Source organism: Microbacterium sp. C23T (genome assembly GCF_053345975.1).
Genome location: NZ_JBKFBD010000041.1, coordinates 1 through 26,082, shown reverse-complemented (window position 1 = coordinate 26,082; position 26,082 = coordinate 1). Strand labels below are relative to the sequence as shown.

At 72.3% G+C, this 26,082-nt stretch carries 26 protein-coding genes and 2 pseudogenes; 12 read left to right on the top strand and 16 right to left on the bottom strand.

The window, feature by feature from the left end:
- The first annotated feature begins 2 nt into the window (after positions 1-2).
- Positions 3-1,037, top strand: a complete 1,035-nt coding sequence (cydB, locus tag ACLBXX_RS18800; protein ID WP_447659277.1) for a cytochrome d ubiquinol oxidase subunit II — start codon at positions 3-5, stop codon at positions 1,035-1,037.
- A gap of 46 nt (positions 1,038-1,083) precedes the next feature.
- Here the strand turns inward: cydB and ACLBXX_RS18795 are convergent, their stop codons facing one another.
- Complete coding sequence (locus ACLBXX_RS18795) at positions 1,084-2,373, bottom strand: alpha/beta hydrolase (RefSeq protein ID WP_447659276.1); 1,290 nt, start codon at positions 2,371-2,373, stop codon at positions 1,084-1,086.
- A gap of 89 nt (positions 2,374-2,462) precedes the next feature.
- Between ACLBXX_RS18795 and cydD the strand changes: the two genes are divergently transcribed.
- From cydD to ACLBXX_RS18780, 3 genes are read left to right on the top strand one after another with little or no spacing between them, the layout of a single operon-like run.
- A complete protein-coding gene (gene cydD, locus ACLBXX_RS18790; protein ID WP_447659275.1) occupies positions 2,463-4,157 on the top strand; it encodes a thiol reductant ABC exporter subunit CydD in 1,695 nt (564 codons plus the stop codon).
- The gene (gene cydC, locus ACLBXX_RS18785; RefSeq protein ID WP_447659274.1) at positions 4,154-5,830 is read left to right on the top strand and encodes a thiol reductant ABC exporter subunit CydC; all 1,677 of its coding nucleotides are present in this window, start codon (positions 4,154-4,156) and stop codon (positions 5,828-5,830) included. The genes cydD and cydC overlap by 4 nt, the downstream gene beginning before the upstream one ends.
- A 38-nt stretch (positions 5,831-5,868) precedes the next feature.
- Positions 5,869-6,813: a capsular polysaccharide synthesis protein gene (locus ACLBXX_RS18780; protein ID WP_447659273.1), complete on the top strand. Its 945-nt coding sequence runs from the start codon at positions 5,869-5,871 to the stop codon at positions 6,811-6,813.
- Positions 6,814-6,823: 10 nt separating this feature from the next.
- Here the strand turns inward: ACLBXX_RS18780 and ACLBXX_RS18775 are convergent, their stop codons facing one another.
- The 7 genes from ACLBXX_RS18775 to ACLBXX_RS18745 form a co-directional block, all read right to left on the bottom strand.
- On the bottom strand, positions 6,824-8,374 hold the full coding sequence (locus tag ACLBXX_RS18775) for an SDR family oxidoreductase (protein ID WP_447659272.1): 1,551 nt from the start codon (positions 8,372-8,374) through the stop codon (positions 6,824-6,826).
- A 67-nt stretch (positions 8,375-8,441) separates the two neighbouring features.
- Positions 8,442-9,053, bottom strand: a complete 612-nt coding sequence (locus tag ACLBXX_RS18770) for an N-acetyltransferase family protein (protein ID WP_447659271.1) — start codon at positions 9,051-9,053, stop codon at positions 8,442-8,444.
- Positions 9,054-9,157: 104 nt separating this feature from the next.
- Entirely contained in the window at positions 9,158-10,246 is a 1,089-nt protein-coding gene (locus tag ACLBXX_RS18765) for a sulfate/molybdate ABC transporter ATP-binding protein (RefSeq protein WP_447659270.1), read from the bottom strand.
- Positions 10,243-11,061: an ABC transporter permease gene (locus ACLBXX_RS18760; RefSeq protein ID WP_387141240.1), complete on the bottom strand. Its 819-nt coding sequence runs from the start codon at positions 11,059-11,061 to the stop codon at positions 10,243-10,245. Before ACLBXX_RS18760 ends, ACLBXX_RS18765 begins: the two co-directional genes overlap by 4 nt.
- Before the next feature lie 11 nt (positions 11,062-11,072).
- Positions 11,073-11,879 (bottom strand): molybdate ABC transporter substrate-binding protein, encoded by an 807-nt coding sequence (modA, locus tag ACLBXX_RS18755; protein ID WP_447659269.1) that lies wholly within the window; start codon positions 11,877-11,879, stop codon positions 11,073-11,075.
- Position 11,880: 1 nt separating this feature from the next.
- Positions 11,881-12,273 carry a TOBE domain-containing protein gene (locus ACLBXX_RS18750; protein ID WP_447659268.1) on the bottom strand — a complete coding sequence of 131 codons (393 nt, stop codon included), beginning with the start codon at positions 12,271-12,273 and terminating at the stop codon, positions 11,881-11,883.
- A 60-nt stretch (positions 12,274-12,333) separates the two neighbouring features.
- The gene (locus tag ACLBXX_RS18745; RefSeq protein ID WP_447659267.1) at positions 12,334-12,981 is read right to left on the bottom strand and encodes a hypothetical protein; all 648 of its coding nucleotides are present in this window, start codon (positions 12,979-12,981) and stop codon (positions 12,334-12,336) included.
- Positions 12,982-13,197: 216 nt separating this feature from the next.
- Between ACLBXX_RS18745 and ACLBXX_RS18740 the strand changes: the two genes are divergently transcribed.
- Complete coding sequence (locus ACLBXX_RS18740) at positions 13,198-13,560, top strand: MmcQ/YjbR family DNA-binding protein (RefSeq protein ID WP_447659266.1); 363 nt, start codon at positions 13,198-13,200, stop codon at positions 13,558-13,560.
- A 24-nt stretch (positions 13,561-13,584) separates the two neighbouring features.
- On the opposite strand, the gene ACLBXX_RS18735 is transcribed toward ACLBXX_RS18740, so the two are convergent.
- Entirely contained in the window at positions 13,585-15,102 is a 1,518-nt protein-coding gene (locus tag ACLBXX_RS18735) for a protein adenylyltransferase SelO (RefSeq protein ID WP_447659265.1), read from the bottom strand.
- 117 nt (positions 15,103-15,219) lie between these two features.
- Between ACLBXX_RS18735 and ACLBXX_RS18730 the strand changes: the two genes are divergently transcribed.
- Positions 15,220-16,197, top strand: a complete 978-nt coding sequence (locus ACLBXX_RS18730) for a phosphotransferase enzyme family protein (protein WP_447659264.1) — start codon at positions 15,220-15,222, stop codon at positions 16,195-16,197.
- Between the two features lie 34 nt (positions 16,198-16,231).
- On the opposite strand, the gene ACLBXX_RS18725 is transcribed toward ACLBXX_RS18730, so the two are convergent.
- Entirely contained in the window at positions 16,232-16,849 is a 618-nt protein-coding gene (locus tag ACLBXX_RS18725; protein WP_447659263.1) for a hypothetical protein, read from the bottom strand.
- Positions 16,850-16,931: 82 nt separating this feature from the next.
- Between ACLBXX_RS18725 and ACLBXX_RS18720 the strand changes: the two genes are divergently transcribed.
- From ACLBXX_RS18720 to ACLBXX_RS18695, 6 genes are read left to right on the top strand one after another with little or no spacing between them, the layout of a single operon-like run.
- Positions 16,932-18,065, top strand: a complete 1,134-nt coding sequence (locus ACLBXX_RS18720) for a ThiF family adenylyltransferase (protein ID WP_447659262.1) — start codon at positions 16,932-16,934, stop codon at positions 18,063-18,065.
- Positions 18,062-19,306, top strand: coding sequence for a molybdopterin molybdotransferase MoeA (locus ACLBXX_RS18715; protein ID WP_447659261.1), 1,245 nt, complete (start codon positions 18,062-18,064; stop codon positions 19,304-19,306). The genes ACLBXX_RS18720 and ACLBXX_RS18715 overlap by 4 nt, the downstream gene beginning before the upstream one ends.
- The gene (gene moaC, locus ACLBXX_RS18710) at positions 19,303-19,794 is read left to right on the top strand and encodes a cyclic pyranopterin monophosphate synthase MoaC (RefSeq protein WP_056369182.1); all 492 of its coding nucleotides are present in this window, start codon (positions 19,303-19,305) and stop codon (positions 19,792-19,794) included. The genes ACLBXX_RS18715 and moaC overlap by 4 nt, the downstream gene beginning before the upstream one ends.
- Positions 19,791-20,417, top strand: a complete 627-nt coding sequence (gene mobA / locus ACLBXX_RS18705; RefSeq protein ID WP_447659260.1) for a molybdenum cofactor guanylyltransferase — start codon at positions 19,791-19,793, stop codon at positions 20,415-20,417. Before moaC ends, mobA begins: the two co-directional genes overlap by 4 nt.
- The gene (locus ACLBXX_RS18700; RefSeq protein ID WP_056369179.1) at positions 20,414-20,683 is read left to right on the top strand and encodes a DUF6457 domain-containing protein; all 270 of its coding nucleotides are present in this window, start codon (positions 20,414-20,416) and stop codon (positions 20,681-20,683) included. Before mobA ends, ACLBXX_RS18700 begins: the two co-directional genes overlap by 4 nt.
- Positions 20,683-20,916 carry a MoaD/ThiS family protein gene (locus ACLBXX_RS18695; protein WP_447659259.1) on the top strand — a complete coding sequence of 78 codons (234 nt, stop codon included), beginning with the start codon at positions 20,683-20,685 and terminating at the stop codon, positions 20,914-20,916. The genes ACLBXX_RS18700 and ACLBXX_RS18695 overlap by 1 nt, the downstream gene beginning before the upstream one ends.
- 106 nt (positions 20,917-21,022) lie before the next feature.
- Here the strand turns inward: ACLBXX_RS18695 and ACLBXX_RS18690 are convergent.
- The 6 genes and pseudogenes from ACLBXX_RS18690 to ACLBXX_RS18665 all read right to left on the bottom strand — a co-directional run.
- A pseudogene (locus ACLBXX_RS18690) lies at positions 21,023-21,229 on the bottom strand (molybdenum cofactor biosynthesis protein MoaE); the annotation flags it as partial.
- Between the two features lie 123 nt (positions 21,230-21,352).
- Positions 21,353-21,575: pseudogene (locus ACLBXX_RS18685) on the bottom strand (molybdenum cofactor biosynthesis protein MoaE); the annotation flags it as partial.
- Positions 21,575-22,054, bottom strand: a complete 480-nt coding sequence (locus ACLBXX_RS18680) for a MogA/MoaB family molybdenum cofactor biosynthesis protein (protein WP_387139031.1) — start codon at positions 22,052-22,054, stop codon at positions 21,575-21,577. The gene ACLBXX_RS18680 and the pseudogene ACLBXX_RS18685, both read right to left, overlap by 1 nt.
- 26 nt (positions 22,055-22,080) lie before the next feature.
- The gene (locus ACLBXX_RS18675) at positions 22,081-24,528 is read right to left on the bottom strand and encodes an FdhF/YdeP family oxidoreductase (protein ID WP_447659258.1); all 2,448 of its coding nucleotides are present in this window, start codon (positions 24,526-24,528) and stop codon (positions 22,081-22,083) included.
- Between the two features lie 186 nt (positions 24,529-24,714).
- Complete coding sequence (gene lepB, locus ACLBXX_RS18670) at positions 24,715-25,275, bottom strand: signal peptidase I (protein ID WP_447659257.1); 561 nt, start codon at positions 25,273-25,275, stop codon at positions 24,715-24,717.
- Positions 25,272-25,958, bottom strand: coding sequence for a DUF305 domain-containing protein (locus tag ACLBXX_RS18665; protein WP_447659256.1), 687 nt, complete (start codon positions 25,956-25,958; stop codon positions 25,272-25,274). Before ACLBXX_RS18665 ends, lepB begins: the two co-directional genes overlap by 4 nt.
- Positions 25,959-26,082 lie beyond the last annotated feature (124 nt).

The window sequence follows — 26,082 nt, the reverse complement described above, 5'->3', positions numbered from 1 at the left end:
TCATGGATCTCGCCTACCTCTGGTTCTGGATCGTCGGCTTCCTCTTCGTCGGCTACTTCGTGCTCGACGGGTTCGACTTCGGCGTCGGCATGTCACTGCCGTTCCTCGGCAAGAACGACGTCAGCCGCCGCCAGGTCATCAACACGATCGGCCCCGTGTGGGACCTCAACGAGACCTGGGTCATCGTCGCCGGCGCCTGCCTGTTCGCCGCGTTCCCGGAGTGGTACGCGACGCTCTTCAGCGGCTTCTACCTCGCGCTGCTGCTGATCCTGCTCGCGCTCATCCTCCGCGGCGTCTCGTTCGAGTACCGTCACCAGCGCGATTCGCTCCGCTGGAAGAGGGGCTTCGACACGATGATCGTGGTCGGCTCCGCCGTGCCGGCGTTCCTCTGGGGCGTCGCCGTCGCGAACATCGTGCAGGGTGTGCCGCTCGACGCGGACCACGAGTTCACCGGTTCGCTGCTGACCCTCCTCAACCCGTACGGGCTCCTGGGCGGCCTGACGACGCTGCTGCTCTTCTTCACGCACGGCGTCTACTTCGTCGCGCTGAAGACCGACGGCCAGGTCGCCGCCGACGCACGCCGGCTCGCCGGACGCGCGGGGCTCCTGACGATCGTGGTCGCCGCGGCGTTCCTCGTCTGGACCGTCGCCATGGCGTTCTCCGAGGGCCGCGACTTCGCGATGGTCACGGCGATCCTGTCGGCCGTGGCGGCGGTGCTCCTCATCGCCTCGTGGATCTCGAACGCGCGCGGCCGCGAGGGCTGGGCCTTCGGGTTCGGCGCCTTCACGATCGTCACCGCCGTGCTCGCGGTGTGGTTCGCGCTCTTCCCGTATGTCATGCCGTCGACCGGCGACCCGGCCGGATCGCTCACGATCGAGAACGCGTCGAGCACCGACTACACGCTGACGATCATGTCGTGGGCGGCTCTCGTCTTCCTGCCGCTGGTGCTGGCCTACCAGGGCTGGACGTACTGGATCTTCCGCAAGCGCGTCACCCGCTCCCGTATCGAGAAGGCGGCCACGGCGCCCGCGCACTGAGGATGGGGACCGGATGCTGCGGGCCGCAGCATCCGGTTCCGGTCCCTCATTTCGCCGACAGCCCCAGAACCGGATACATCACGGTGAATCCCTCCTGCAGTCCGCCCGTCAGCGCGTCGCCGACATGACCGGCGCCCGGAACCTCGTAGTACGTCACCGTCATCCCCACGGCTTGCGCCTCACCCGAGACGTCCTTGGCCGCCTGGATGTAGGTCGGGTCCTGCGAACCGGCGGTGAACACGGCAGTCATGCCGTCGTAGGTGCCCGCCGGTGCCGCCTGCATGATGGCGATGGGCTTGGCCGCCTCGAACGCCGCGGTGTCGCCGCCGTAGATCGTCGAGGTGACGCTGCCGGGGTCCTCCGAGCCGGGGAACGGCTCCCCCGAGATGTCGATGAGGTTCTTCCACTGGTCGGGGTACTTCGCGAGGTATTTCACGGCGCACCCGCCGCCGTTGGAGTAGCCGGCGATGACCCAGTACTTCGGGTCCTGGATGATGTGGAGATTCTGCTTCGCCCAGGCGACGACGTCCTTCGTGACGTAGGTCTCGGCGTTGCCGTAGGCCTTCGAGTCGGCGCAGGCGGGGTCGTTGCCGTCGGGTCCGAGCTGGTCGGGCACGACGACGATCGGGGCGAGTCCCTTGTTCTTCGCCGCGAAGTCGTCGAGCACGCCGGCGATGGCGCTCGGGTCGGGGTTGCCGGGATGACCCATCATCATGATGACCAGCGGCAGGGCGGGCGCGTTCGGCACCAGCGCCGCCGGCGGCAGGTAGATGCCCGCAGCCCGGGCGTTGAAGCCCGACGCGGTCGCGGGGATCACCTGGGTGCCCTGCTGTCCCTTGGCTGGCATGTCGGCCGGGGGTGTGAAGGTCTCGTAGAGGGGTCCGGCGTCAGGATCGGCTGTCGCGGTGTTGGTCGGCACGACGATCGGGTTGTCGTCGACGATGCCGAACACGCTCCCCAGCGTCGGGTTGAGCCCGTAGACCGCGTTGATGCCGATCCCGCCGGCGATCGCGAACACGACGATGCCGACGATCGCGACGATCTTGCGCCACAGCGGCGAGCGCCACAGATTCGCGACCGCGAGGCCGATCGCGGCGAACGTGGCGGCCGCCCACCACAGCACCGGCATCGGGAGCGGGTCGGCGCCGAACAGGTCGGTCGCGTCGATCAGCAGCCCGATCCCGAGGCCCACGAGCGCGCCCACCAGGAGCGCCAGGAGCGCAGTGAGCACCCATCGGCCCGTCGGCCTGCGGATGAGCAGCACCAGGAAGAACGCGAACGCCACGGTGTAGACGATCCATGGCACCGGACCGTCGATGATCGGAATGCTCCACATGCGCCTCTGCCCCTTCGCGCGGTGCGACACACAGTAGCGGTCGCCACGAGGACGGCGACAGACCACGACATGGGTAGGGTCGAAGAGGAATGAGTGAGACGGATGCCCCGCCTCGCGTGAACGGCAAGCCCGTCGACCCGCGGCTGCTGAGGTACGCGAGCGCCTCTCGCGGTTTCTTCGTCGCCATCGCCGCGATCGCGGCGGCGCAGACCGCGGTGATCGTCGCGTTCGCGTGGCTGCTGACGCGCGCCATCACCGGAGCCATCGACAGGATGCCGTCGGCCGAGCTCGCCGCGACGCTCGGCGCGCTCGCGATCACGGTCGCTCTCCGCGCGGTCCTGCTCTGGGCGCGCGAGGCCGTCGCCGCGCGCGCGGCCGCTCGGGTGCAGGGCCAGCTGCGCTCGGGACTCGTCGAGGCCATCGGCGTCCTCGGACCCGAGTGGCTCGGCGTCCGCAACTCCGCCGCCCTGGCGGTGACCGCGGGCCGCGGCCTCGACGCGCTGGAGGCGTACTTCGGCCGCTACCTGCCGCAGCTCGTGCAGACCGTCGTCGCGACGCCGCTGATCCTCGCGGTGATGTGGTGGCAGGACTGGATCTCGGGGCTGACCGTCCTGCTCACGCTCCCCCTGATCCCCATCTTCATGGTGCTCATCGGCCTCGCCACGCGCTCGGTGCAACACCGGCAGTGGCGCACGCTCCAGCGCCTCGCGTCGCGCTTCGCCGACACAGTCCAGGGCCTCTCGACGCTCAAGGTGTTCGGTCGGCAGCACCGGGCCGCGGCATCCATCGAACGGGTCACCGGCGAGTACCGCCGCGAGACGATGCGGGTGCTGAGGGTCTCGTTCCTGTCGGGGTTCGCGCTCGAGTTCCTCGCGTCGATCGCCGTCGCGATCGTCGCGGTGTCGATCGGCTTCCGGCTCATCGACGGAGCACTGACGCTCGCCGTGGGCCTCTTCGTGCTGCTGCTCGCACCCGAGGCGTACCTCCCCTTGCGCCAGGTCGGCGTGCAGTTCCACGCCGCGTCCGAGGGCGTCGCCGCGACCGACGACGTGTTCGACGTGCTGGATGCGGCCCGGGCCGTTTCTGCGGCGCCCCTCCCCCCGGTCGTTGAGCGAGCGAGGAACGAGCGAGACGAAACGCCTGCACCCGGCGCGAACCTCACCCTCGACGGCGTCCGCGTCACGCGCGGGGACCGGATGCTGCCGCCTGTCGACCTGACGGCCGGGCCGGGCACCGTCACGCTCATCGAGGGGCCGAGCGGCGCCGGAAAGTCCAGCCTCTTCGCCGCGCTGCGCGGTGCCGCCATGTTCGACGGGGATGCCTCCTGGGGCGGCACCGACGTGCGCGCCCTCGCGCCGTCCGCGTGGCTCGCATGGGCTGGCCAGCGGCCGGGGCTCCTCACCGGCAGCATCGCCGACAACGTCACGCTCGGCGACGCGGCACCCGACGCCGCTGCGATCCGGCGTGCCCTCGACCTCGCGTGCGCCGGCGCGCTCGACCCGGCGCAGGAGCTGGGCGTTCAGGGCGCGGGTCTGTCCGGTGGCCAGGCCCAGCGCGTCGCGGTGGCCCGTGCGTTCTACCGGCACCTGCGCGGGAACGCCGCGGTGATCGCGCTCGACGAACCCAGCTCGGCGCTCGACCCCGAGACGGAGGGCCGGCTGTGGCGAGGCATCCGTCTCCTCGCCGCCGACGGCGCGACGGTCCTGCTGATCTCGCACCGCACGTCGGCGCGCGCCATCGCTGACCACGTCGTGCGGCTCGATTCGAGCGAGGTGCTCGCATGACGGCGCAGGCCTCGACGGCGGCGGCCGTGCTGAGGGGCGCGATGCCTCCCGCGCGGCGTTTCTGGTGGGCTCTCGCCGCCGGCTTCGCGTCGGAGGCCTCGGCCGTCGCCCTCCTCGCGGTGAGCGCCTGGCTCATCGTGCGCGCGAGCGAGCAGCCGCCGGTGCTGTATCTGTCCGCCGCGGTCGTGGGTGTGCGGTTCTTCGCGATCTCGCGGGCCTCGTTCCGGTACCTCGAGCGGCTCACCGGCCACGACGCCGCCCTGCGGCAGCTCGCCTCGACGCGCGCCGACCTCGTACGCCGGCTCGTCCCCCTGGCCCCGGACGGACTGGCCCGTACCCGCCGCGGCTCGGTGCTCGGGGCTCTGGTCGACGACGTCGACGAGCTGCAGAACCTCCCGCTGCGGGTGGTGCAGCCGCTCGTCTCGTCGGCGCTCGTCGCGCTCGGCGCCGTCGTGCTGGTGGCGTTCGTGTGGTGGCCGGCGGCACTGACCCTCCTCGCGTGCCTCGTGGTCGCCGCCGCGATCGCGACGCTGTGGGGATGGATGTCGGGCGCCCGCGCCGAGCGCGCCATCGCGCCGCTGCGCGCCCGCCTCGCCGACGCGGTGCTCGACCACATCGGCAGCCTCGACGTGCTCACGGCGTTCGGCGCCGAGGCGCAGAGCCGGGAGCGCATCGCCCGGGCCGACGCGGACCTGCGGCGCGCCGTCGTCCACCGCTCGGGAGCGCAGGCCGGCACCGCCGCCCTGGTGTCGCTTCTCGCCGGTGCCGCGTCGATCGCCGCGGTGCTCGTCACCGCGCCGGGTGCGGCGTCGGGTTCGCTGACCGGCCCGTCGCTCGCGGTCGCCGTGCTCGTGCCGATGGCGGTGTTCGAGGTGTTCGCATCCGTGCCGATGGCGGCGTCGGCGTGGCGCCAGGTGCGCGCGTCGGCCGAGCGCATCGCCGACTCGCTGCCGGCGGCCCCGCCCGCCGAGCTCGCTCCCGAGACCGTCGAGCCCACCGGCGACGCCCCGGCGCTCGGCGACGGCATGCGCTTGCAGGCCGCGAGCGTGCGGTGGCCCGGCGCCGCCGAGCCCGCGCTGCGCGAGGTCGACCTCACCATCCGGCCCGGCGAGCGCGTCCTCGTCATGGGATCGAGCGGCGCCGGCAAGAGCACCCTCGCGCACGCGCTCGTGCGGTTCCTCGAGACCGAGGGCGGCTACGACATCGGCGGCCGCTCGGTGCACGACCTCTCGCCCGACGACGTGCGGCTCACCGTCGGCCTGTGCGAGCAGCATCCGATGCTCTTCGACGAGGACATCCGCCAGAACCTGCTGTTCGCGCGCGACACCGCGACGGACGCCGAGCTCGAGGCCGCGCTCGATCGCGTCGGCCTCGGGCCGTGGCTGCGCGAGCGTGGGGGTCTCGGAGCGCGCGTCGGCGAGCGCGGCGCGCTCGTGTCAGGAGGGCAGGCGCAGCGGATCGCGCTGGCGCGGGCGCTCCTGCGAGGCTTCCCCGTGCTGGTGCTCGACGAGCCGACGGCGGGCGTCGACCCGGATGCCTCCGATCGCCTGCTCACCGATCTGCTCGGCGCCGTCCGTGATGACCAGGCCGTGGTGCTGATCTCGCATGTGGCGGTACCCGACGGCCAGCTCGACCGCGTCGTGCGGATCGAGGACGGACGCCTGGTCGCGTGATCCCGGCTTCCGCGGGCGCCGGCGCATAGGCTCGCATCGTGAGCGACGGCATCCCGAACCCGCTGCAGGGGCTCGAGGCGCAGCTGCGGCGCGCGGACAGGTTCCGCGACTCGGTCGACCCCGTCGCCGCGATCGCGGCCTACCGCACGTTCACCGACTTCCTGCGCCCGCGCCTGCCCGAGCTGCGCGTGGCGGCGGGGCTCCCCGAACAGCCCGGCACTCGGCGGGACGGCCGCCTCATCGCCGACAGCGACGGCGAGCGCGTCGACCCGTCCGCGCTCGACCTCTACACGTTCTGGAACACACCCCTCGACACCGCCCCGCCCCTGGTGCAGGCGTGCGTCGGCGAGATGACGCGCCTGCACGCCGACCTGCCGACGCCGCTGACGGTGCTGGACGGCCGGTCCGCGCGGGAGCTCGTGGAGATCCCCGACGCGGTCGCCGACGCCCTCGAGAAGGACCACCCCGCGCACTTCTCCGACTTCGTCCGCATCAGCGTGCTCGACCGGCTAGGCGGCATCTGGGTGGACGCGACGTGCTGGGCTCCGGCGCCCTTGCCTGAGGCGGTGGCTCCGCTCCTCACCGCGGGCGCGCTCTACCCGCGCTGGACGCACCGGCAGATCGGCAACTGGTTCATCGCCGCCGTGCCCGGGACGCCGCTGATCCGGCTGCAGCGGCTCGCGCTCGAGGCGTGGTGGGAGCAGGACGGCGGGATCCCCGACTACTTCCTGTACCACCGCATCTTCGAGGTGCTCCTCGACCTCGTCCCCGAGTTCCACGGCCAGTGGGATGCTGCGCCCACGCTGTCGAGCGCCGCGAGCCACCTTCTGCAGCTCGGGATGATGCAGCCCTGGGATCCCGATCCGCTCCGCTTCGTCGCCGGTGCCTCGGTCGTGCAGAAGCTCAGTTACAAGTACGACGACGTGCCGCCGGGTTCGGTGCTGGAGCGGCTGGTGTCGGGCGAACCGCTCCTCGTCGGATGAACCGACGCGGTCACGGCTGGGCGGACTCCGCCGCGGCCTCCGCCGTCGCGGTGATTCGCCGCGCCATCCCGGCGAAGATGAACCCGTGGAACGGCACCACCGCGAGCCAGTACAGGCGCCCCGCCAGTCCGCGCGGGAAGAACACGGCGCGCTGATCGTAGCGTGATCCGCCGCGGTCGCCGTCGGGCGACGCCTTCAGCTCGAGCCACGCGAGCCCCGGCACCTTCATCTCGGCGCGGAGGCGCAGCATCCGTCCCGGGTCGAGAGCCTCCACGCGCCAGAAGTCGAGGGCGTCGCCGACCGCGAGCCGCCCTTTGCTGCGTCGTCCGCGCGCGAGCCCGATGCCACCGACGAGGCGATCCATCCATCCGCGGACCGCCCACAGCAAGGGCGACGAGTACCACCCGTTCTCGCCGCCGATCCCCACGATCACCGCCCACAGCGCCGCGGGCGATGCGGGGGTGTGTGCGGTGCGCACGTCGGTGAACACGACGCGTCCCGCCCAGTCAGGGTCGTTCGGCAGCGGGTCGCTCGGCGCGCCGAGCACCTCGGCGTCCTGCCAGCTGGTCTCGATCGCGTCGGCCTCGACCCGGCCGAGCGCGAGCCGCACCGCCGTCCGGTACGGCGTGAGTCCGCCTTCGGGTGGCGGGATCAGGGCATCGATCGCGTGGTCCTTCACGATGCACTCGTTCTGCAGGGACTCGACGAGCGGACGCGCGATCGACCGCGGAATCGGCGTGACGAGGTTCACCCAGTGCGAGGCGAGCCGCGGCGTCAGCACCGGCAGCGCCGCGATCGGCCGCTGCGGCAGCCCTGCCTCGACCGCGTAGCCGTTCATCATCTGGCCGTAGCGCAGCACATCCGGGCCGCCGATGTCGACCGCCCGGTTCACGTCGGCGGGCAGACGCGCGGCACCGAGCAGGTAGTGCAGCACGTCGCGCACGGCGATCGGCTGGATGCGATTGCGCACCCACTTCGGCGCCGGCATGTACGGGAGCACCTCGGTCAGGTGGCGCACCATCTCGAACGACGCGGACCCCGACCCGATCACGACGCCCGCCTGCAGCACGATCGTCGGCACGCCGCTTCCCATCAAGGTCTCCCCCACCTCGACGCGCGACTCGAGGTGCGGCGACAGCGTGACGCCGTCGGGGTGCAGTCCGCCGAGATAGACGATCCGGCCGACGGATGCCTCGACAGCCGCCCGCGACACCGTCCGGGCAGCACGACGATCGGCGTCGGCGAAGGTCGCGCCGCCCGACATCGAGTGGACGAGGTAGTACAGCACGTCGACGTCCTTGACCGCTTCGCCGACCGATGCCGGGTCGGTGGCGTCTCCGGGAACGATCTGGACGCGGTCGCCCCAGGGGAGAGCCGCGGCGCGGGCGGGGTCGCGCGCCAGCACGCGGACCTCGTACCCGGCGTTCAGCAGCCGCGGCACCAGGCGTCCGCCGATGTACCCGGTGGCCCCGAGCACGAGCGCGCGCGGCGCGGAGCCGTCCGCGCGCGGCACAGCGGTCAGTTCCGGTTCGCGGCCGGTCGGCGCCGAGACATCGTCCACGCCCGCAGACTACGGGAGCCTTCCGGCCCCCCCAACGGGTTGACGCCGGGTGGCCCGAAGGCGTACGTCAGAGGCGCGTCGCGAAGACCTGCGTGCCCTCGGGCGACGGCAGCGGCTCGAACCCCACGCGCGGATAGAACGCGACGGCGCCGGTGTTGTCGGACGACGCGACGAGGTGGAGGCCCGGCACGCCGGCCTCGCGGAGCGCCTCCTCGAGCGTCTCGATGAGGCGGCGGCCGAGCCCCTGCCCCTGGGTCTCGGGCAGCAGATCGATGTGCAGGTGCGCGGGGTACGCGTCGCCGAACGGCTGCGCGCCGCCGCGGCGCGCGTATGCGTAGCGGACGATGCCGTCCTGCCGGGAGACGCTCACCGGCAGCGGGTCCCCCTGCGGCTTCGGCCACCGCTCGGCGAACTGCGGCCACCACTCGGTCTCGAACCAGTGCTCGAAAGCGGCGGAGTCCGGCGCACCGACGACGTAGCCCACGACGCGCTCATCGTCCGTCTCGACGACGAACGCGAACTCGGGGTGACGCGCCGCGTACGGGAGCACGAAGATCTCGGCCCAGAGGTCGTCGTCGTCGAGCAGACCGGTGGCGTCGGCGCCGGCATCCGCAGTCTTGAGGCAGATCTCAGCGAGGGCGGGCTCGTCACCCGGCCGGAAGGGGCGGATTCGCATCACCGGCCGAGTCTACGGTCTGCGGTTCGCGTCGCACCCCGCCCACCGGTCCTCGAGCGGAGCGCGTCCGGCGCGCGAAGACGACACGCGCCGAGCACGGCGAAGACTCAAGCGTCGACGACGAAGCGCACGTCGGCCGGGTCCACCCGCAGCGTGATCGGATCCCTGGGTGCCAGCCCTGCCGCACGGTCGGCGGTCACGTCCACCGCGACGTCGGGTTCGCCGGTGCGCACGCGCACCCCCGCGGGCGTCTGCTCGAGCCGCACGATGTGCGCGGTCCACTCCCCCGCACCGCTCGGTGCCCCGTCGAGGACCCGGACGTCGCTCGGCCGGAAGACGGCCGCGAGCGAAGGATGCTGCGCCCCCGCCGGTGCCGGCAGCACGAGGTTGCCCGCACGCCAGGCGGCAGCATCCGTCCGTCCTGCTACTCGGTTGAGGCCCGCCACCGCGGCGGCGAACCGGGTCGCCGGCGACGCGAGCACCTCACGCACGGGACCGGCCTGCGTGACGCGGCCGTCCTCGAGCACGACGAGGCGACTCGCAAGCGCCACGGCGTCGACCGCGTCGTGGGTCGCGACGACCGCCGTGGTTCCGGTCGCCGCGAGCTGCTGATGCAGGAGCGCGCGCACGTCGCCGGCCGTCTCGGTGTCGAGCGACGTCAGCGGCTCGTCGAGGAGGATCGCGGCGGGCGCCGTCGCGAGCGCGCGGGCGAGTGCGACGCGCTGCTGCTGGCCCCCCGACAGCTGCGCGGGACGGCGCCCGCCGAGATCCTCGAGGCCGACGCGCCGGAGCCAGTCGACGGCTCCGTCCGCGGCGGCGGTCTTGGTCGCGCCGTGCACGCGCAGCCCGAACGCGACGTTGTCGCGCGCGCTGAGGTGCGGGAACAGGCGCGGATCCTGGCCGAGCAGCACCACGCCGCGCGACGCGGGCGGGGTGCGACGTGCGGGAGACAGGTCGAGCGTGCGGCCCCCGAGACGTACGTGGCCTTCGTCGAACCCCGTCAGCCCCGCGAGCACTCCGAGCAGCGTCGACTTGCCGGCGCCACTCGGACCCATGAGGGCGACCACCGATCCGTCCGGCACCTGCAGGACGGCATCGAGGGCGAACCCGCCGCGGCGCACGACCACGCGGGCGTCGAGGCCCGCTGCGGCGCCGGGCCCGGCATCCCCTCCTCGCTCCGATACGACCGCGCTCATCGCGGCGCCTCCGCTCGCCAGGCGCGCACGAGGAGCAGCACGCCGACGGCGGTCACGAGCAGCAGCAGCGACAGCGCGACGGCCGTGCCCTGTGAGACGCCCGCGCCGTTGAAGGCGGTGTAGATCGCGAGCGGCATGGTCTGCGTCACGCCGGGCGCGTTGCCCGCGAACAGCGCGGTCGCCCCGAACTCGCCGATCGCGCGCGCGAAGCACAGCACGATGCCGGCGACGAGCCCGGGGGCCGCAAGGGGCAGCGTCACGCGGGCGAGGATCGTCCAGCGCCCCGCCCCGAGGCCCGCCGCCGCCTGCTCGAAGCCGACACCCGTAGACCGCAGCGCGCCCTCGAGTGCGAGCACCAAGAAGGGCAGCGCGACGAAGGTCTGCGCCATTACGACGGCGGTGGTCGTGAACGGGATGCGGATGCCCCATTCCGCGAGGATGCCGCCCAGCCAGCTGGTGCGGCCGAACAGGAACAGCATCGCCACACCGCCGACCATGGGCGGCAGCACGAGCGGCACCGTCACCAGGGCGCGCAGCACAGCTGCCGTGCGCACGGTGCTCCGGGCGATCAGGAGCGCGAGCGGAACCCCCAGCACGACGCACACCACGGTGGCCGCCGCGCCGGTCGCGAGCGAGAGCCCCAGGGCCGAGAGCGCCTCGGGCGAGGTGACGTCGCTCCACAGCGTCCCCCACTCGACCCGCAGCACGAGCGCACCCAGCGGCAGGATGAGCAGTGCGAGCCCGATCACCGCGGGCACGGCGAGCACACGCGGCACGAACCCCGCGCGCTCCTCGCGCGCGGGCGCGTGCGTCACTTCGGCGGTGGTCACGGTGCCCCGAAGCCGAGGGCCGCGAGCACCTCCTGCCCCTTGTCGCCCAGCACGAACGCGACGAACGCGTCGGCGACCTCGGGGTCCGCCGCGGCGGAGAGAGCCACGATCGGGTAGCGGTTCACGACGTCGGCGGCGCCGTCGACCTCGATCGCGTCGACGTCGTCGGTGGTCGCCGCATCCGTCACGTAGACGAGTCCCGCGTCGGCTTCACCGGCGGCGACCTTCGTGAGCACCGCCGTCACGTTCTGCTCGTAGCTGTCGACGCTCGCCGTGACGCCGGCGTTCGAGAGCAGCGTCGCAGACGCCGCGCCGCACGGCACCTCGGCGGCGCACAGCACGACGGTGAGATCGGCGTTCGCGAGGTCGTCGAGGCTCTTCACGCCGCCGGGGTTGTCGGCGGGCACCACGAGCACGAGCGTGTTGGTCGCGAACAGCTGCGGACCCGACGCGAGGCCTTCGGTGACGACCTTCTGCATGTTCTTCTCGTCGGCCGACGCGAACACGTCGACGGGGGCGCCCTCGATGATCTGGGTGGCGAGCGTCGACGAGCCGTCGTACGTGATCGGCTGGACTTCGACGGACGGATGCTGCGCCTCGAACTCCGTCGCCAGTTCATCGAACGCCGCCTTCAGCGATGCCGCCGCGTACACCGTGAGGTCGCCGGCGAGCTCGGGCTCGGCCGACGTCGTCGGTGCGGACGTCGCCGCCGGATCCTGATCGGCGCCGGTCGCGCAGCCGGTGAGCACCAGCGCGAGCGAGGCGAGGACGACGGAGGTACGCAGAAGCGCGGAGCGCGGCATGTCAGCCTTTCGGGGTTTCGACGATGACGTTCGTGGCCTTCACCACGGCGACGGCGAGGGAGCCGGGCTCGAGCTCGAGCTCGCGCACCGCCTCGGAAGACATGAGCGAGACCACGCGATGAGGCCCGGACTGGATGTCGACCTGCGCGATGACGCCGTCGATCTGCACACGCGTGACGAGTCCGACGAACCGATTGCGGGCGCTGGAGAGCACGTCGGCCGGATCCTTCGGCGTCGCGGCCAGCCCGACCGCGTGCGCCGCGAGTGCGTCGCCGGGGATCTCTATCGGCGACGCCCCGGTCGTCGGCAGCGTCCCCGCGTCGACCCACCGCCGCACGGTGTCGTCGCTCACGCCGAGAAGGCGCGCCGCTTCGGCGATCTTGTAGCTGCTCACGCCCTCACGCTAGCACCGCAGATGCGTGCATATCTGTTCGGCATCGCCGCACATGCGGCGTTATCCCTCGGCGGGCGGACGGTGGAGGTAGACATCGATCGTGTTCCCGTGGAGGTGGAAGCTGATCACGCTCCCCTCCGCGAGCCATTCGGCGAAGCGCTCACCGACCCACTGATGGAGAATCGGCTCGACCCCGTGCGGGACGCAGTGATAGTCGAATCGCCCGCTGTTCGGGTCCGAGACGACGAGGCAGGTCCCCGGCAGAACACCGTGTTCGACGGAGAACACGTTGATTCCGCGATACGGCTCGAACTGACGGAGCGTGTCCGGCTTCACGCTGGCGCCGTTGTTGTCGAGCACAGTGAGAACGAGAGCGCTCGGGTCAGCCTCGCTCGCGCTCGCGCTCTCGCTCTGCTCGGTCTCGGCGAGCTGCAACGTCGCATCCGGGTGGGGCGCAAGCAGCCAGGTCGTGGCGTAGGCGAGGATCGCGATGACCACGACCGACTCCGCGATCAACGGGAGGAGGCTCCGTGTGGCGGTGGCGCGCAGCCACGGCGACGGTGGGGAGTCCGCAGCGAGCGTGCTCGCGCTGGCGACCGGCGGAGTGCTCGCCCGCGAGGGCCCGGCGGGAGCGGCGATGCCGGGAGCGATGGGGGCGACACTCACCTCAGCGAGGTGCATCGCTTCGAGCTCCCACAACCTCGCCAAGGCCACAGGGTCGCCCTCGATGTCGGCGTGCGGACCGTACGCCCGAGCGCGCAGATCGTCCAGTTCGCGGCCGATTGCTGACGGCCGTGAACGTCCACGTGGGAGCTCGAGCGGCTCCGGGTCGGAATCTGATCCGGCGGACGATCCGTCCACACCCGCAACGTACACCCGAGTCCAGCCTCCCCATAGTGCCTGGCGAGCGGGGATACTGAGGGCGTGACGCCAGAGGACATCCGCGCGTACTGCGCCGCGAAGTGGGGCGCGTGGGAGGACGTGCCCTGGGAGGACGACCCGGTCTTCAAGGTGGGTCCGGGCGAGCGCGGCAAGATCTTCGTCTTCCTCGGCGACGGGAGCACGATCGGCGTCAAGGCCGCGACGACTCGCGACGAGGCGGACGAATGGCTGGCGCGCTATCCGGACGACGCGCGCGTCGCGGCATACATCGGGCGCTCCGGATGGAACACGCTCAGAACCGGCGGCGGCATCCCCGATGACGAGCTTCGCGAGGCGATCGACCGATCCTACGAACTCGTGGTCGCGGGCCTGCCGAAGAAGTACCGCGGTCCGGACACCGAGTGACTGCGGGCGGCGTCGAGCCCGCGGTCAGGTGCCGCAGAAGGTGCGGTGCCGAGGCATGCCGTCGGGCGCCGGCCGCGCGAAGTGGCGGTACTCGCTCGCGGATCGCTCGGTGTACGGGTCGCGCAGCAGGTCGAGCAGCCGCTCGGAAGGCGCGAGGTCCCCGTCTGTCGCTGCCTGCAGCGCTTCCTCGACGATGTGGTTGCGGGCGATGTACAGCGGGTTCGTCGCCCGGATGAGGGCGGCATCCGGTGCCAGCGCCGACCACCGGCGGAGCCACGCGTCCAGCGCGGCGACCGGACCGAGGAAGCGATCACGCAACGGCCGCTGATCGTGCTCCGCGGCCGCCGCGAGATCGCGCCAGAACCCGGTGAAGTCCACCCCGTGGTCGGCCAGCAGATCGAGGGCGCCCTGGGCGAGCTCGGCGGCGAGTTGCGCGTCGATCCGATCGTCGAAGCCGAGCTTCTGCCGGAACGCTGCGGTCCACTGCGACCGATAGCGCGCGTCGAACGCGTCCACGATCTCCGCGGCGACGAGCATCCCGGCAGCGGGATCGTCGGCGAGCAGCGGCGCGATGGCGTCGCCGAGCCGCTCGAGGTTCCATCGCATGATCGAGGGCTGCCTGTCGTAGGCGTAGCGTCCGAATTCGTCGATGGAACTGAAGTACGCGCCGGGTTCGTACGCGTCGAGGAAGGCGCAGGGTCCGTAGTCGATGGTCTCCGCGGACACCAGCACGTTGTCGGTGCTGAGCACGCCGTGCACGAAGCCGGTGCGCATCCAGTCGGCGGTGAGGGCCGCAACAGCGTCCACGATCCCGTCGAGCAACGCACGATAAGGATGATCGGCGTCGGCCGCCGCCGGGTGGTGGCGGGCGATGACGTGATCCGCGAGCCGGCGCAGGAGCGCGAGGTCCCCCTGCGCGGCCACGTACTCGAACGAGCCGATCCGCACATGGCTGGCCGCGGTGCGCGTGAGGACGGCGCCGGGCAGCACGCGACCGGCATGGTCGCGAGGAGCACCGGTGGCGACCACGGCGAGCGCCCGCGTGGTCGGAACCCGCAGTGCGTGCATCGCCTCGGTCATGAGGAACTCGCGAAGCATCGGCCCGACGACGGCGAACCCGTCGACCCGCGACATCGACGTGGGGCCGATCCCCTTCACGTGCACATCGCGCAGGCGTCCGCCGCGGTCCCGCCGCTCACCGAGGAGCGCCGCACGACCGTCGCCGAGGATCGGCGTGAAGACGCCCCACTGATGTCCCGCGTACACCTGGGCCACGGGGGTGGAACCCGATCCCAGCGACTCACCCGTCAGGAAGCGGACCCCTTCGGAGGATCGCAGGTAGTCGGGATCGAGGCCGAGCTCGACGGCGACCGCATCGTTCAGCACGAGCACGCGCGGCTGCGGCGTTCGGACGGGAGCGACCGGGCGGGACAGCTCCGGAAGAGCCTCGGCCCATACTCGTTCGAGCCTCGGCGGTTCTCGTCGGTCGCCCCGGGTGACCACCCGGCCTGTCCGCGCTACGACATCCGCCACGTCACCCATGAACGCAGGCTAGGCCGGACCCCCATCCCCTGCGCTGGAACATGACGTCGCGCTGCCGTGCGCGTCGCCCCGTGACGTGCTTGCCTCAGAAACCGGTTGCGGAGCACAGTAGGGTCCATGCTCTCGCGCCGCCAGCAGATCGCCGCGATGCGGCAGGTCGCGCTTGCGGCGCTTCGCGAGTACCCCCTGCCGGACGGGCGGCTGACGTTCGTCACGCACGGCGAGAACACGACGTTCCGGCACGACAGCGCGGCGGGCCGGCACCTCGTCCGGGTGCATCGGCCGGAGCGCCACGGTGAAGGGGTGGATTCGGCGAGCGCCATCGCCTCCGAGATCGCGTGGCTGCGCAGCATCCGTGACGAAACAGACCTGGAGGTGCCGGAGGTACTGCCGGCGTACGACGGTGCGGTCACCGTCACCGCCACCGCGGCGGGAGAGACGCGGGTCTGCTCGGTGTTGCGCTGGATGGACGGCCGCATCTACGAGGAGTCCGCGCGCCCGGTGCATCTGCGGCGGCTGGGTGCCGCGATGGCGGCGCTGCACGACCACGCGGACGCCTGGACACCGCCCGAGGACTTCGTGCGGATCCAGTGGGACCACGAGACGTTCTTCGGCGACGGCATGGTCTACGGCGGCACCCCCGCGGCGGACTGCTGGCGGCTGCTGCCGACGCCCGTCCGCGTCCGGTTCGAAGCCGTCGCCGAACGCATGGCCGACGTCTTCGCGGCCGGCGACGGCGTCGGCCTCATCCACGCCGACCTCCACCTCGGCAACGCGCTCTTCGAGGAGGACCGGGTCAAGCTGATCGACTTCGACGACTGCGGCACCGGACCGCGGCTGTACGAGCTGGCGGTTGCGCTGTGGGAGTACCGCCTCGAGGACGACTACCCCGCATACGTCGAGGCGCTGCGCACGGGGTACGAGACCCGCCGCTCGATCGACCTGTCGCAGGTCGACGACTACATCGCCGTCCGTCAGGTCGGCTTCGGGCTCTGGTACACCGGCACGGCACAGGTCAACCCGGCGTTCGCGGCAAGGCTCGGCATCGTCGACGACTGGTCGCTCGAGATGCTCGACACCTGCGAACGCCGGTGACGCCACGGGCAGGCCGACGACCGCTCGATGACCGCTACGACACCTCGGCGCAGATGTCGGTGGTGCGACCGGACGAGCTCAGGATCGTGAAGTTGGACTGATCATCCGATTCGAATGCCACGCGACCGACGTAGAGCGTCGTCGAGGGGCCGGCCGGGTGGTCGGTCGGGAACATGATGATCACGTTGTGTCCGGTGCCCCGGATGGTCGCCGCGCCATCGACGTCGACGGTCGTGCTGAACACGGAGCCGTTGCCCTTCAGCGAGAAGGTCGCACCTGTGGACACGTTGGTGAAGGTGAGGTCAGAGCCGCGCCCCGCGGACAAGGTTCGGACGGTGCCCGTCTTCGGGTTGGTGAACTCCCTGTCGATCAGCAAGCCGCCCGTTCCATTGACCTTGAGCTCGAACGCGCACGCCTGCCCGGCTGGCAAGGTGAACTCGAAGTCGGCAGCGGATGCCGGACTCGGTATCGCGACGATCCCCAGTGCCACCGCTGCCGCGATCGCCGCGATGCGGCGTCCATTCTTCTGTGCCATGATCGGCCTCCCCTTGATCAGGGGTGCGGCCCCGGCACCGAAACGACATCGCGAAACCACACCCAGTTCCCCGAACGACAGAAGGATGCCAGTCGCGACCGCACGCCGCAATGGCATCGATGACGGCGACCGGCGAACGGCAGATCGGAGCTGCCGAACGACCGGCCTCGGCGCCCACGGGCGCGGCTAGCCTGAGGGCATGGCATTTCCCCCGCTCGTCGAGCCGGTCGCCGAGCTGACCGACGCCGAACGCACGCGCACCGCACGTCACCGTGTGCTGTCCGGCTTCGGCGAGATCGCCCAGCGTCGACTCGCCGCGGCGCACGTCGCCGTCGTCGGGGCCGGAGGCCTCGGCTCTCCCGTCGTGCTGGCCCTCGCCGCCGCGGGGGTCGGCACCATCACCGTGATCGACGACGACCTGGTCGAGGCATCCAATCTCCAGCGCCAGGTCATGCATCGGGTGGGCGATGTGGGGGCGCCGAAGGTCGACTCGGCCGTGCGCATCGCCGCAGAGCTCTCGCCCGCCACCGTGGTGCGCCCGGTGCGCGCACTGCTCACACCCGACAACGCCGCGGAGCTCCTGTCGGGCGCGCACGTCGTGGTCGACGGCACCGACACGTTCGAGACGCGCGAGGCCGTTGCAATGGCGTGCGAGCAGCTCGGCGTGCCGCTCGTCTGGGGCGTCGTGCAGGAGTTCCACGCGCAGGCGACCGTCTTCTGGTCCGCCCCGCCCGTGGGAGAGACCCCCGTGAGACTCGCGGATCTGTACCCGCCGGACGCCGGGCGCGAAGCCCCCTCATGCGCGCAGGTCGGTGTGCTCGGCACGCTGTGCCTGCAGGTCGGGTCACTCCTTGCGACCGAGACCGTCAAGCTGATCACCGGGGTCGGTGAACCACTGTTCGGGCGTGTGCTCGTGATCGACGCGCTCCGCGGTCGCACCGACGAGGTGCCGCTGCGGCCGGCGTCCGATGCGACCTCGAGTGCAACCACGGCACCCGCGTCCAGCCGAGTCGAAGCGGCACCGCGTCCCGCCATCCCGCAGCTCTCCCCCGCGGAGGCGCTGGCCGCCCAGCGCGCCGGCGCGGTGCTGCTCGACGTGCGCGAGCCCTTCGAGACCGAGCGGGGGGTCATCCCGGGTTCGGTGCTGCTGCCCCTCGGCGACGTGCTCGCCGACCCGTCGCGGGTCGGGGCGCCCGCCGTTGTCGTCGTCTGCCAGGTGGGAATGCGCGCGCAGCGCGCCGCGGCGGCTCTGCGTGACGCCGGGGTCGAGGCATCCGTCCTCGCCGGAGGCATCGACGCGTACAACCGCGACATCAGCGCGGTGCACGCGTGAGCGGGCTCCGCGCCGTCGAGGAGCAGCTCGCCGACGTGCTGGCCACCGCCCAGGAGCTGCCCGCTGAGCGCATCCCTCTCGCGGACGCCCACGGCCGCACGCTCAGCGAACCGGTGCGGGCGGCCGTCGACATCCCCGTCTTCGACAACTCCGCGATGGACGGCTTCGCCGTGCGCTTCGCGGATGTGGCGGATGCCGCCCCCGACGCTCCGGTGACGCTTCAGGTCGTCGCCGATCTGCCTGCTGGAACCGCCGCCGACCCGGCGCTCGCGCCCGGTGAGGCCGCACGCATCATGACGGGCTCGCCCGTCCCTTCCGACGCCGACGTGATCGTGCCGTTCGAGGACACGGCCGGCGGACTCGCCGACTCGCTCGGGTCGATCTCGGTTCTGCGCGCGCCGCGCGCCGTCGGCGCGCACGTCCGCCGCGCGGGAGAAGACGCGCGCACCGGCGACGAGATGCTCCCCGCGGGGGTTGTGCTCGGCGCGCTGCAGGTCGCGGCCGTCGCGGCGTGCGGCGTCGCGGAGGTGGCGGTCTCGCGGCGACCGCGTGTGGCGGTCATCTCGACCGGCAGCGAGCTCGTCGAGCCCGGGGCAGCGCTGCGCCGCGGGCAGATCCCCGAGTCGAACAGCGTGCTGCTCGCGGCCCTCGCCACCGACGCGGGCGCCGAGGTCGTGCGACGCGCGAGCGTTCCCGACGAGCCGGGCGACCTCGACGCGGTGCTGGCGGAGGTGACCGATCCGCGGTCACCGCACCCGGCCGACGTCGTCGTCTTCTCGGGCGGCGTGAGCGCGGGCGCGTACGAGGTCGTGAAGACGACGCTCGCGAGCACGATGACGTTCTCGAAGGTCGCGATGCAGCCCGGCAAGCCGCAGGGCTTCGGCCGCCTGCCCTCGGGCGCGCTGCTGTTCGGTCTGCCCGGCAACCCGGTCAGCGCCGCCGTGTCGTTCGAAGTCTTCGTGCGGCCCGCCCTGCTGCTCATGCAGGGTCGGCTCGTGCGGGACCACCGCGTTCTCACGCTGCCCGCGGCCGCCGGTTGGCGCACGCCGCCTGGACGGCGGCAGTACCTTCCGGTCACCATCGACCGCACCGACCCGAGCGCGTGGCGGGTGACCCCCGCGACCTCCGGCGGATCCCACCTCGCCGGCGGGCTCGGCCGCGCCGAGGCCTACGCCATCGTGCCGGCTGAGGTCGACGCCGTCGCAGCCGGCGACCTCGTCGATGTCATGCTGATCTCATGAGCACCGAGCAGCCGACGTTCACGCACCTCGATGAGGCGGGACACGCCCGCATGGTGGACGTGACGCTCAAGCAGCCGACGGTGCGCTCCGCCACCGCGCGCGGCTTCGTCCGCTGCGCTCCCGACGTCGTCGCCGCGCTGCGTGACGGCTCGGTGCCGAAGGGCGACGTGCTCGCCGTCGCGCGCATCTCGGGGATCCAGGCCGCCAAGCGCACCCCCGAGCTCCTCCCCCTCGCGCACGTCATCGGCGTGCACGGCGCCACGGTCGACCTCGCGATCGTCGACGACGGGGTCAGCATCGAGGCGACGGTCCGCACCGCCGACCGCACCGGCGTCGAGATGGAGGCGCTCACCGCGGTCTCGGTCGCCGCGCTCGCGGTCGTCGACATGGTGAAGGGCCTCGACAAGGGCACCTCGATCGAGAACGTGCGCATCGTGACGAAGACCGGCGGCAAGAGCGGCGACTGGCACCGCCCGGGCGAGGCATGACCCCGACTCCTGGCGGCCTCGGCGCGATCTTGCTGGCCGGCGGCCGCGCGTCCCGCGTCGACGGCGCGGCGAAGCCGCTGTTCGATGTGGGCGGGCGCACACTCCTGGCGGCGGCGGTGACAGCGGCGACGGATGCTGCTGCCCGGCCGATCACCGTGGTGGCCCCGGTCCTCGACGAGATGCTGCCGGTCGACTGGGTGCGCGAGGACCCGCCGTTCACCGGACCGGCGGCTGCCGTCGTCGCCGCCCTCGCCTCCTGGCCGGCGCAGGACGACCCGGCGTGGACGCTGCTGCTCGCCTGCGACCTTCCCGGCATCGGCGCCGCCGTGCGCAGGCTCGTCGGCGACATCCCACTTCTCCCCTCCGACAGCGACGGCGTCTGCCTCGCCGACGCGACCAGCCGCCCGCAGTGGCTGATCGGCGCCTATCGCACGGGCGCGCTGCGGGCCGCAGCATCCGTCCTTCCGGATGCCGGTCGAGACGCCCCCGTCCGCGCGCTGCTCGACGATCTCGCGATCACGGTCGTCGCCGCGCCCGACGACCTGACCCGCGACGTCGACACGTGGGAGGATCTGAAGGAGGCCCGAAGGCGGGCCGAGCACGGACCGGAGGAGCCGTCATGAGCGAGCAGTCCCGCACCCTTCCGCCCGAGGCCCTCGACGCGTGGGCCGACGCGCTGCGCGAGCGGTTCGACCTTGCGCCGGAAGAGCTTCCGGTGGCGTTGATCCTCGATCTGGCACGCGACGTCGCGCTCGGAGTCGCCCGCCCGGCAGCCCCCTTCAGCGCGTTCGCCGCGGGACTCGTCGCGGGTCGCGCGGGCGGCTCGCCCGAAGACACGGCGGCCGCGGTCGCCGCGATCACCGCCATGGCGAACGAGTGGGAGGTCTAGTGGCCGTCGTCCGATACTTCGCCGCCGCACAGGAGGCGACCGGCCTCGACACCGAACGCCGCTCCGAGTCCACGCTCGGCGCGCTGCGCGACGCCGTGTCGGCGGCATACCCGGGCCTCGGCGGGATCCTCCCCCGCTGCGCCGTGCTCGTCGGCGGTTCGCGCGTCGACGACGACACTCCTCTCGCCGCCGACGAACTCGTCGACGTGCTGCCGCCCTTCGCCGGCGGCTGATCCCCCGCACAGCATCGGAGTTCTCGGCGACACGCCGGGGACGGATGCCGCGACCCGGCGTGTCGCGCAGAACCTCCGATTCTGTGCTCGGCGCGGGCGTGCGCGATCAGCCGCCGAGGCCGAGCCAGGTCGCGGTGCCGTCGGACTCGACCTGGCGCTTCCACACCGGGAGGTCGGTCTTGATCGTCTCGATGAGGGTGCGGCAGACCTCGAACGCCTCCGCCCGGTGCGCCGAGGCGACCGCGATCACGACGGCGGCGTCGCCGACCTGCAGGGTTCCGACCCGGTGCGACACCGCGACCAGCGCCCCGGTCGAGCCGATGGCGGGCCCCCCCCCCCGCCCGGGCGGGGCCCCGGGGCCGGGGGGGGGGGGGGGTGTGCGGGGGGGTCCCGACGGGGCGCGACACCCGGCCCAGCGCCCCGGCCGAGCCGATGGCGCCCGCCGCCAGCTGCGAGAGCGTCGCCGCGGCGTCGGGGTGAGCAGAGTATTCGAGGGCGACGACGGCGGTGGCGGCATCCGGATCGTGATCGCGCACGCGCCCCACGAACGTCGTGACCGCGCCCATGTGCGCGTCGTCGACGGCGCGCAGGTGGGCGTCGAGATCGAGCGGCTCGGCGCTGATCGCCGCGACCCGGACGGCATCGGTCGACACGGCCATCAGTGATCGCTCCCGCCGAGCTGGTCGAGCACGTGACGGGCGACCGAGACCACGACGGGCATGCCGGATGCCACGCCCCCGGGCGATCCCGGAAGGTTCACCACGAGCACCCCGTGGGGATCGACGACGCCGGCCAGGCCGCGCGTGAGCATGCCCACAGGCTTCTCGGCGGCACCGCGGCGACGCAGCTCCTCGGAGATCCCGGGGATCTGGCGGGTCACCACGCGCGCAGTGCCCTCGGGCGTCTGATCGCGCGGCGAGACCCCCGTTCCGCCGGTCGTGACGATGAGCTTCACGCCCGCGACGACCTCCGCGGTGAGCGCGCGCTCGACGCTGTCGGCGCCGTCGGGGACGACGACGGCATCCGCACAGTCGAAGCCGGCCTCGCGGAGCGCCGCGACGGCGAGCGGTCCGCTCTCATCCGTCCGCGAGCCCGCGGCCGAGCGGTCCGACACGGTGACGACAGCGGCTCGGGTCATGCGTCCAGCCTAGGTGCGGGCGCGGATCACTCGCGTCGCTCGAGGCGCACGATCACCGACTTCGACGTCGGTGTGCCCGAGACATCGGCGACCGAGTCGAGGGGAACGAGCACGTTCGTCTCGGGGTAGTACGCGGCCGCGTTCCCCCGCGGCGTGCGGTAGGCGACGATGCGGAACTCCTCGGCCCGGCGCTCCTCGATCGCGCCGTCCGGGCGCGTCCACTCCGAAACGAGGTCGACCACGTCGTTCTCCGCGAACCCGAGCGACACGATGTCCTTCGCGTTCACGAGCACCACGCGCCGGCCGCCGTGGATGCCGCGGTACCGGTCGTCCTTGCCGTAGATCGTGGTGTTGTACTGATCGTGCGAACGGAGCGTCTGCAGCAGGACCCGACCGCGCGGGATCACCGGATATTCGAGCCGGTTCACCGTGAACCGCGCCTTGCCGTCGACGGTCGCGAACCGCCGGGCGTCGCGCGGCCCGTTGGGCAGGTGCAGCGTGCGCCCCTTGTCGATGCGCTCCTCGTAGTCGTCGAAGCCCGGCACGACCCGCTCGATGTGCGCACGGATGAGCGCGTAGTCGGCCTCGAGCGCCGCCCAGTCGGCCTGCGGGACGTTGGACGGCCCTTCGACAAGCTCAGGGACCGGGTGGTCGGCCGGGTTGTCCGCAACGGCGGCCTCCTCGGCCGCGGTGCGCTCGGGGTACCCGCGGTCGTGGTCGCCGACGTGCTTCGGCGGTGCTTCCGCCGGCGATTCCCCTTCAGACCCGAAGACGAGCGCGCTCAGCCGCGCCACGATCGCCACCTCGCTGAGGAGCTCTTCCGAGGGCGGGACGAGACGGCCGCGCGAGGAGTGGACCGCCCCCATCGAGTCCTCCACCGTGACCCGCTGCTCGCGGCCGCCGCGACGGTCGCGGTCGGTGCGCCCGAGCGTCGGGAGGATCAAGGCGCGGTGGCCGGTGACCACGTGCGACCGGTTGAGCTTCGTCGACACGTGGACGGTGAGCCCCACCCGCGCCATCCCGGCCTCGACGACGGCGGTGTCGGGGGTGGCCGAGACGAAGTTCCCGCCCATGCTCATGAAGAACCGCACCCGGCCGTCGCGCATCGCCCGGATCGCCTGGACCGTGTCGAACCCGTGCTCGCGCGGAGCGGCGAAGCCGAACTCGGCGTCGAGCGCGTCGAGGAACGCCGTCGACGGCTTCTCGTAGATGCCCACGGTGCGGTCGCCCTGCACGTTCGAGTGCCCTCGCACCGGGCAGACGCCCGCGCCCGGTCGCCCGATGTTGCCCTGCAGCAACAGCACGTTGACGATGTCGCGCAGCGTGGCCACCGAATGCTTGTGCTGCGTCAGTCCCATCGCCCAGCAGACGATCGTGGCCTTCGAGGTGCGCACGGCCTCGCCGACCCGGCGCAGCGCCTTCTCGGGGAGCCCCGTGGCGACGACGAGGTCGCGCCACGCAGCATCCGTCATCGCCTGACGGTAGGCGTCGAAGCCGCTCGTGTGCTCCGCGATGAACTCGTGGTCGAGCACGCCGCCGTCCGGCGCCTCGGCCTCGAGCAGGTGCTTGCCGATCGCCTGGAACAGCGCCTGATCGCCGCCGAGGCGGATCTGCACGAACTCGTCGGCGAGCTTCGTGCCGCCGAATGCGACGCCGCGCACTGTCTGCGGATTCTCGAACCGCATGAGGCCCGCTTCAGGGAGGGGGTTCACTGCGATGATCGTGGCCCCGCGCTGCTTGGCCTTCTCGAGGGCCGACAGCATGCGGGGATGATTCGTGCCGGGGTTCTGGCCGGCGACGATCAGCAGATCGGCCTCGTGGACGTCCTCGATCGAGACCGTGCCCTTGCCGATGCCGATGGTCTCGGTGAGCGCCGAGCCCGACGACTCGTGGCACATGTTCGAGCAGTCAGGCAGGTTGTTCGTGCCGAGCCCGCGCACGAGCAGCTGGTAGAGGAAAGCCGCCTCGTTCGAGGTGCGTCCCGACGTGTAGAAGACCGCCTCGTCGGGGTCATCGAGGGCGTTGAGCTCGTCGGCGACCAGGGCGAGCGCGTCGTCCCACGAGATCGGGCGGTAGTGGGTCGCGCCCTCGTCGAGCACCATGGGATGCGTCAGCCGACCCTGCTGCCCGAGCCACCAGTCGTCGTGGGCGCGCAGCTCGTCGAGCGAGTGCGCCGCGAAGAACTCCGGTCCGACGCGGCGCAACGTCGCCTCCTCGGCGACCGCCTTCGCGCCGTTCTCACAGAACTCGGCGATGTGGCGCTTGTCCTCTTCGGGCCAGGCGCACCCGGGGCAGTCGAAGCCATCCTTCTGGTTCACGCGCATCAGCGTCTGCACCGAGCGCGCGACGCCCATCTGCTCGTTCGCGATCTCGAGCGCGTGCAACACGGCGGGCACGCCCACCGCGACCTTCTTGGGCCGCTTCGCGCGTACGCGGGTCTCGTCGATGTCCGCTGACGGAGGCTTCGTCGCCATGCCTCCAGGCTATGCCTCGCGCGGCTCTCGAGGGTCGGCGCGCCCACCCCAGGGCCGTCAGACCCCCGGTTCGTTCCTGGCCCGCACCTGGTTCAACAGGTCAACCGGGCTTGCGCCGGACGATTCCGCGCAGAACCCTCCTGTGGAACCCCGGTTGACCTGTTGGATGGATGCCGCGGCCCCGGCTCAGCCACCCCACCAGAGACGTGCCGTCCCACGGAGGTCGTCGAGCGGCACGGCGCCATGACCGGGCTGGGACACCGAGAGGCGCGAGTCCGCCGAGCCAGCGCGGTTGTCGCCCATGACCCAGACGGCCCTCTCGGGCACGGTGACGCGGAACGGGATGCCGCCACCCGGGCGCACCTCGCCGGCGTACGGCTCGTCGAGCGGGAGGTCGTTGACGAGCAGCCGACCGCTGCCCGCTTCGCAGCAGACCACGACGTCTCCGCCGACGCCGACGATCCGCTTCACGATGAGCGTGTCGGGCGTGCCCGACCAGGCCTCACGGTCGACGAGGAGCACGACGTCGCCGCGGGCGGGCGCGCTCCAGCGATCGAAGACGACGGTGGCGCCGCTGTGCAGCGTCGGGCTCATCGAGTCGTGGCGCACGGTCGCGACGCCGAACGCCGAGGCGACGAGCAGCGCCGCCGCGACCGGGGCGACCAGGGCCGCCAGCGACACGAGCGTGCGGTGGCGCCGGCCGGCCGCCACGACGAGCGGCCCCGGGGCCGCGGCGACGACGGTCACGGCACCTCGGCGAGCAGCGCCGTCATCGCGGCGATCTCACGTTCCTGTTCGACGAGCACGTGCTTGCCGGAGTTGCGGACGAACGCGTTCGACCCCTCACGGACGGCGCTCTCGGCCATCTCGAGCGCCCCGACGTGGTGCGCGATCATCAGCTCGAGGAACATCCGGTCGGCGGCGGCGCTGTCGGCCGCGGCCAGCGCGGCGAGCTGCTCGGCGGTCGCCATGCCCTTCATCTCCGCGTGCCCGTGTTCACTGCAGCCTGTCGGGATCGCCCCCGCGGCGGCCTGGGCAACGCCGTGACCCTGGTGGCCGGCGGCCGCACCGTCGGCGGGGATGGCGCCGCGCCACGCGGTCTGCCACGCGCGCATCGTGTCGATCTCGGCGGTCTGGTCCGCGACGATGAACTCGGCGAGCGCCCGGGTGCGCTCGCGCACGCCCGTGGCCTCGAGCACCAGGCCGCTCAGCTCGAGCGCCTGCTCGTGGTGGGGAATCATCCCCTCGATGTAGCAGTGATCCTCGAGCGTCGGGTAGGCGGAGGTCGCGGCATCCGTCATCGCTCCGGAGGCTGCCGCCTGCGGAGCCGAGTCCTCCGGCGTCGTCAGCCCGAGCGCGACCGCGGTACCGCCGACGATCACGGTCGACAGGGCCAGCACGACGCCGAGTGCGGCGATGCGGTTGCGCATCAGTTGTCCTTTTCTGTCGGATGCCTCGTCCCCGGCGAGGTGCGCCGAGGAAGGGTCCCGCGGGACGGCGCCGGGCGCCGCCCCGCGGGAGCGGGTCAGGCGTGAGCCTTCAGGCTCTGCTGAC

What these genes read in the sequence shown, in the direction of transcription:
- cydB (WP_447659277.1), top strand. Translation starts at nt 3, where the DNA reads ATGGATCTCGCCTACCTCTGGTTCTGGATCGTCGGCTTCCTCTTCGTC.
- ACLBXX_RS18795 (WP_447659276.1), bottom strand. Translation starts at nt 2,373, where the DNA reads ATGTGGAGCATTCCGATCATCGACGGTCCGGTGCCATGGATCGTCTAC.
- cydD (WP_447659275.1), top strand. Translation starts at nt 2,463, where the DNA reads ATGAGTGAGACGGATGCCCCGCCTCGCGTGAACGGCAAGCCCGTCGAC.
- cydC (WP_447659274.1), top strand. Translation starts at nt 4,154, where the DNA reads ATGACGGCGCAGGCCTCGACGGCGGCGGCCGTGCTGAGGGGCGCGATG.
- ACLBXX_RS18765 (WP_447659270.1), bottom strand. Translation starts at nt 10,246, where the DNA reads ATGAGCGCGGTCGTATCGGAGCGAGGAGGGGATGCCGGGCCCGGCGCC.
- modA (WP_447659269.1), bottom strand. Translation starts at nt 11,879, where the DNA reads ATGCCGCGCTCCGCGCTTCTGCGTACCTCCGTCGTCCTCGCCTCGCTC.
- ACLBXX_RS18735 (WP_447659265.1), bottom strand. Translation starts at nt 15,102, where the DNA reads ATGGGTGACGTGGCGGATGTCGTAGCGCGGACAGGCCGGGTGGTCACC.
- ACLBXX_RS18730 (WP_447659264.1), top strand. Translation starts at nt 15,220, where the DNA reads ATGCTCTCGCGCCGCCAGCAGATCGCCGCGATGCGGCAGGTCGCGCTT.
- ACLBXX_RS18725 (WP_447659263.1), bottom strand. Translation starts at nt 16,849, where the DNA reads ATGCCATTGCGGCGTGCGGTCGCGACTGGCATCCTTCTGTCGTTCGGG.
- ACLBXX_RS18720 (WP_447659262.1), top strand. Translation starts at nt 16,932, where the DNA reads ATGGCATTTCCCCCGCTCGTCGAGCCGGTCGCCGAGCTGACCGACGCC.
- moaC (WP_056369182.1), top strand. Translation starts at nt 19,303, where the DNA reads ATGAGCACCGAGCAGCCGACGTTCACGCACCTCGATGAGGCGGGACAC.
- mobA (WP_447659260.1), top strand. Translation starts at nt 19,791, where the DNA reads ATGACCCCGACTCCTGGCGGCCTCGGCGCGATCTTGCTGGCCGGCGGC.
- ACLBXX_RS18700 (WP_056369179.1), top strand. Translation starts at nt 20,414, where the DNA reads ATGAGCGAGCAGTCCCGCACCCTTCCGCCCGAGGCCCTCGACGCGTGG.
- ACLBXX_RS18680 (WP_387139031.1), bottom strand. Translation starts at nt 22,054, where the DNA reads ATGACCCGAGCCGCTGTCGTCACCGTGTCGGACCGCTCGGCCGCGGGC.
- ACLBXX_RS18675 (WP_447659258.1), bottom strand. Translation starts at nt 24,528, where the DNA reads ATGGCGACGAAGCCTCCGTCAGCGGACATCGACGAGACCCGCGTACGC.
- ACLBXX_RS18665 (WP_447659256.1), bottom strand. Translation starts at nt 25,958, where the DNA reads ATGCGCAACCGCATCGCCGCACTCGGCGTCGTGCTGGCCCTGTCGACC.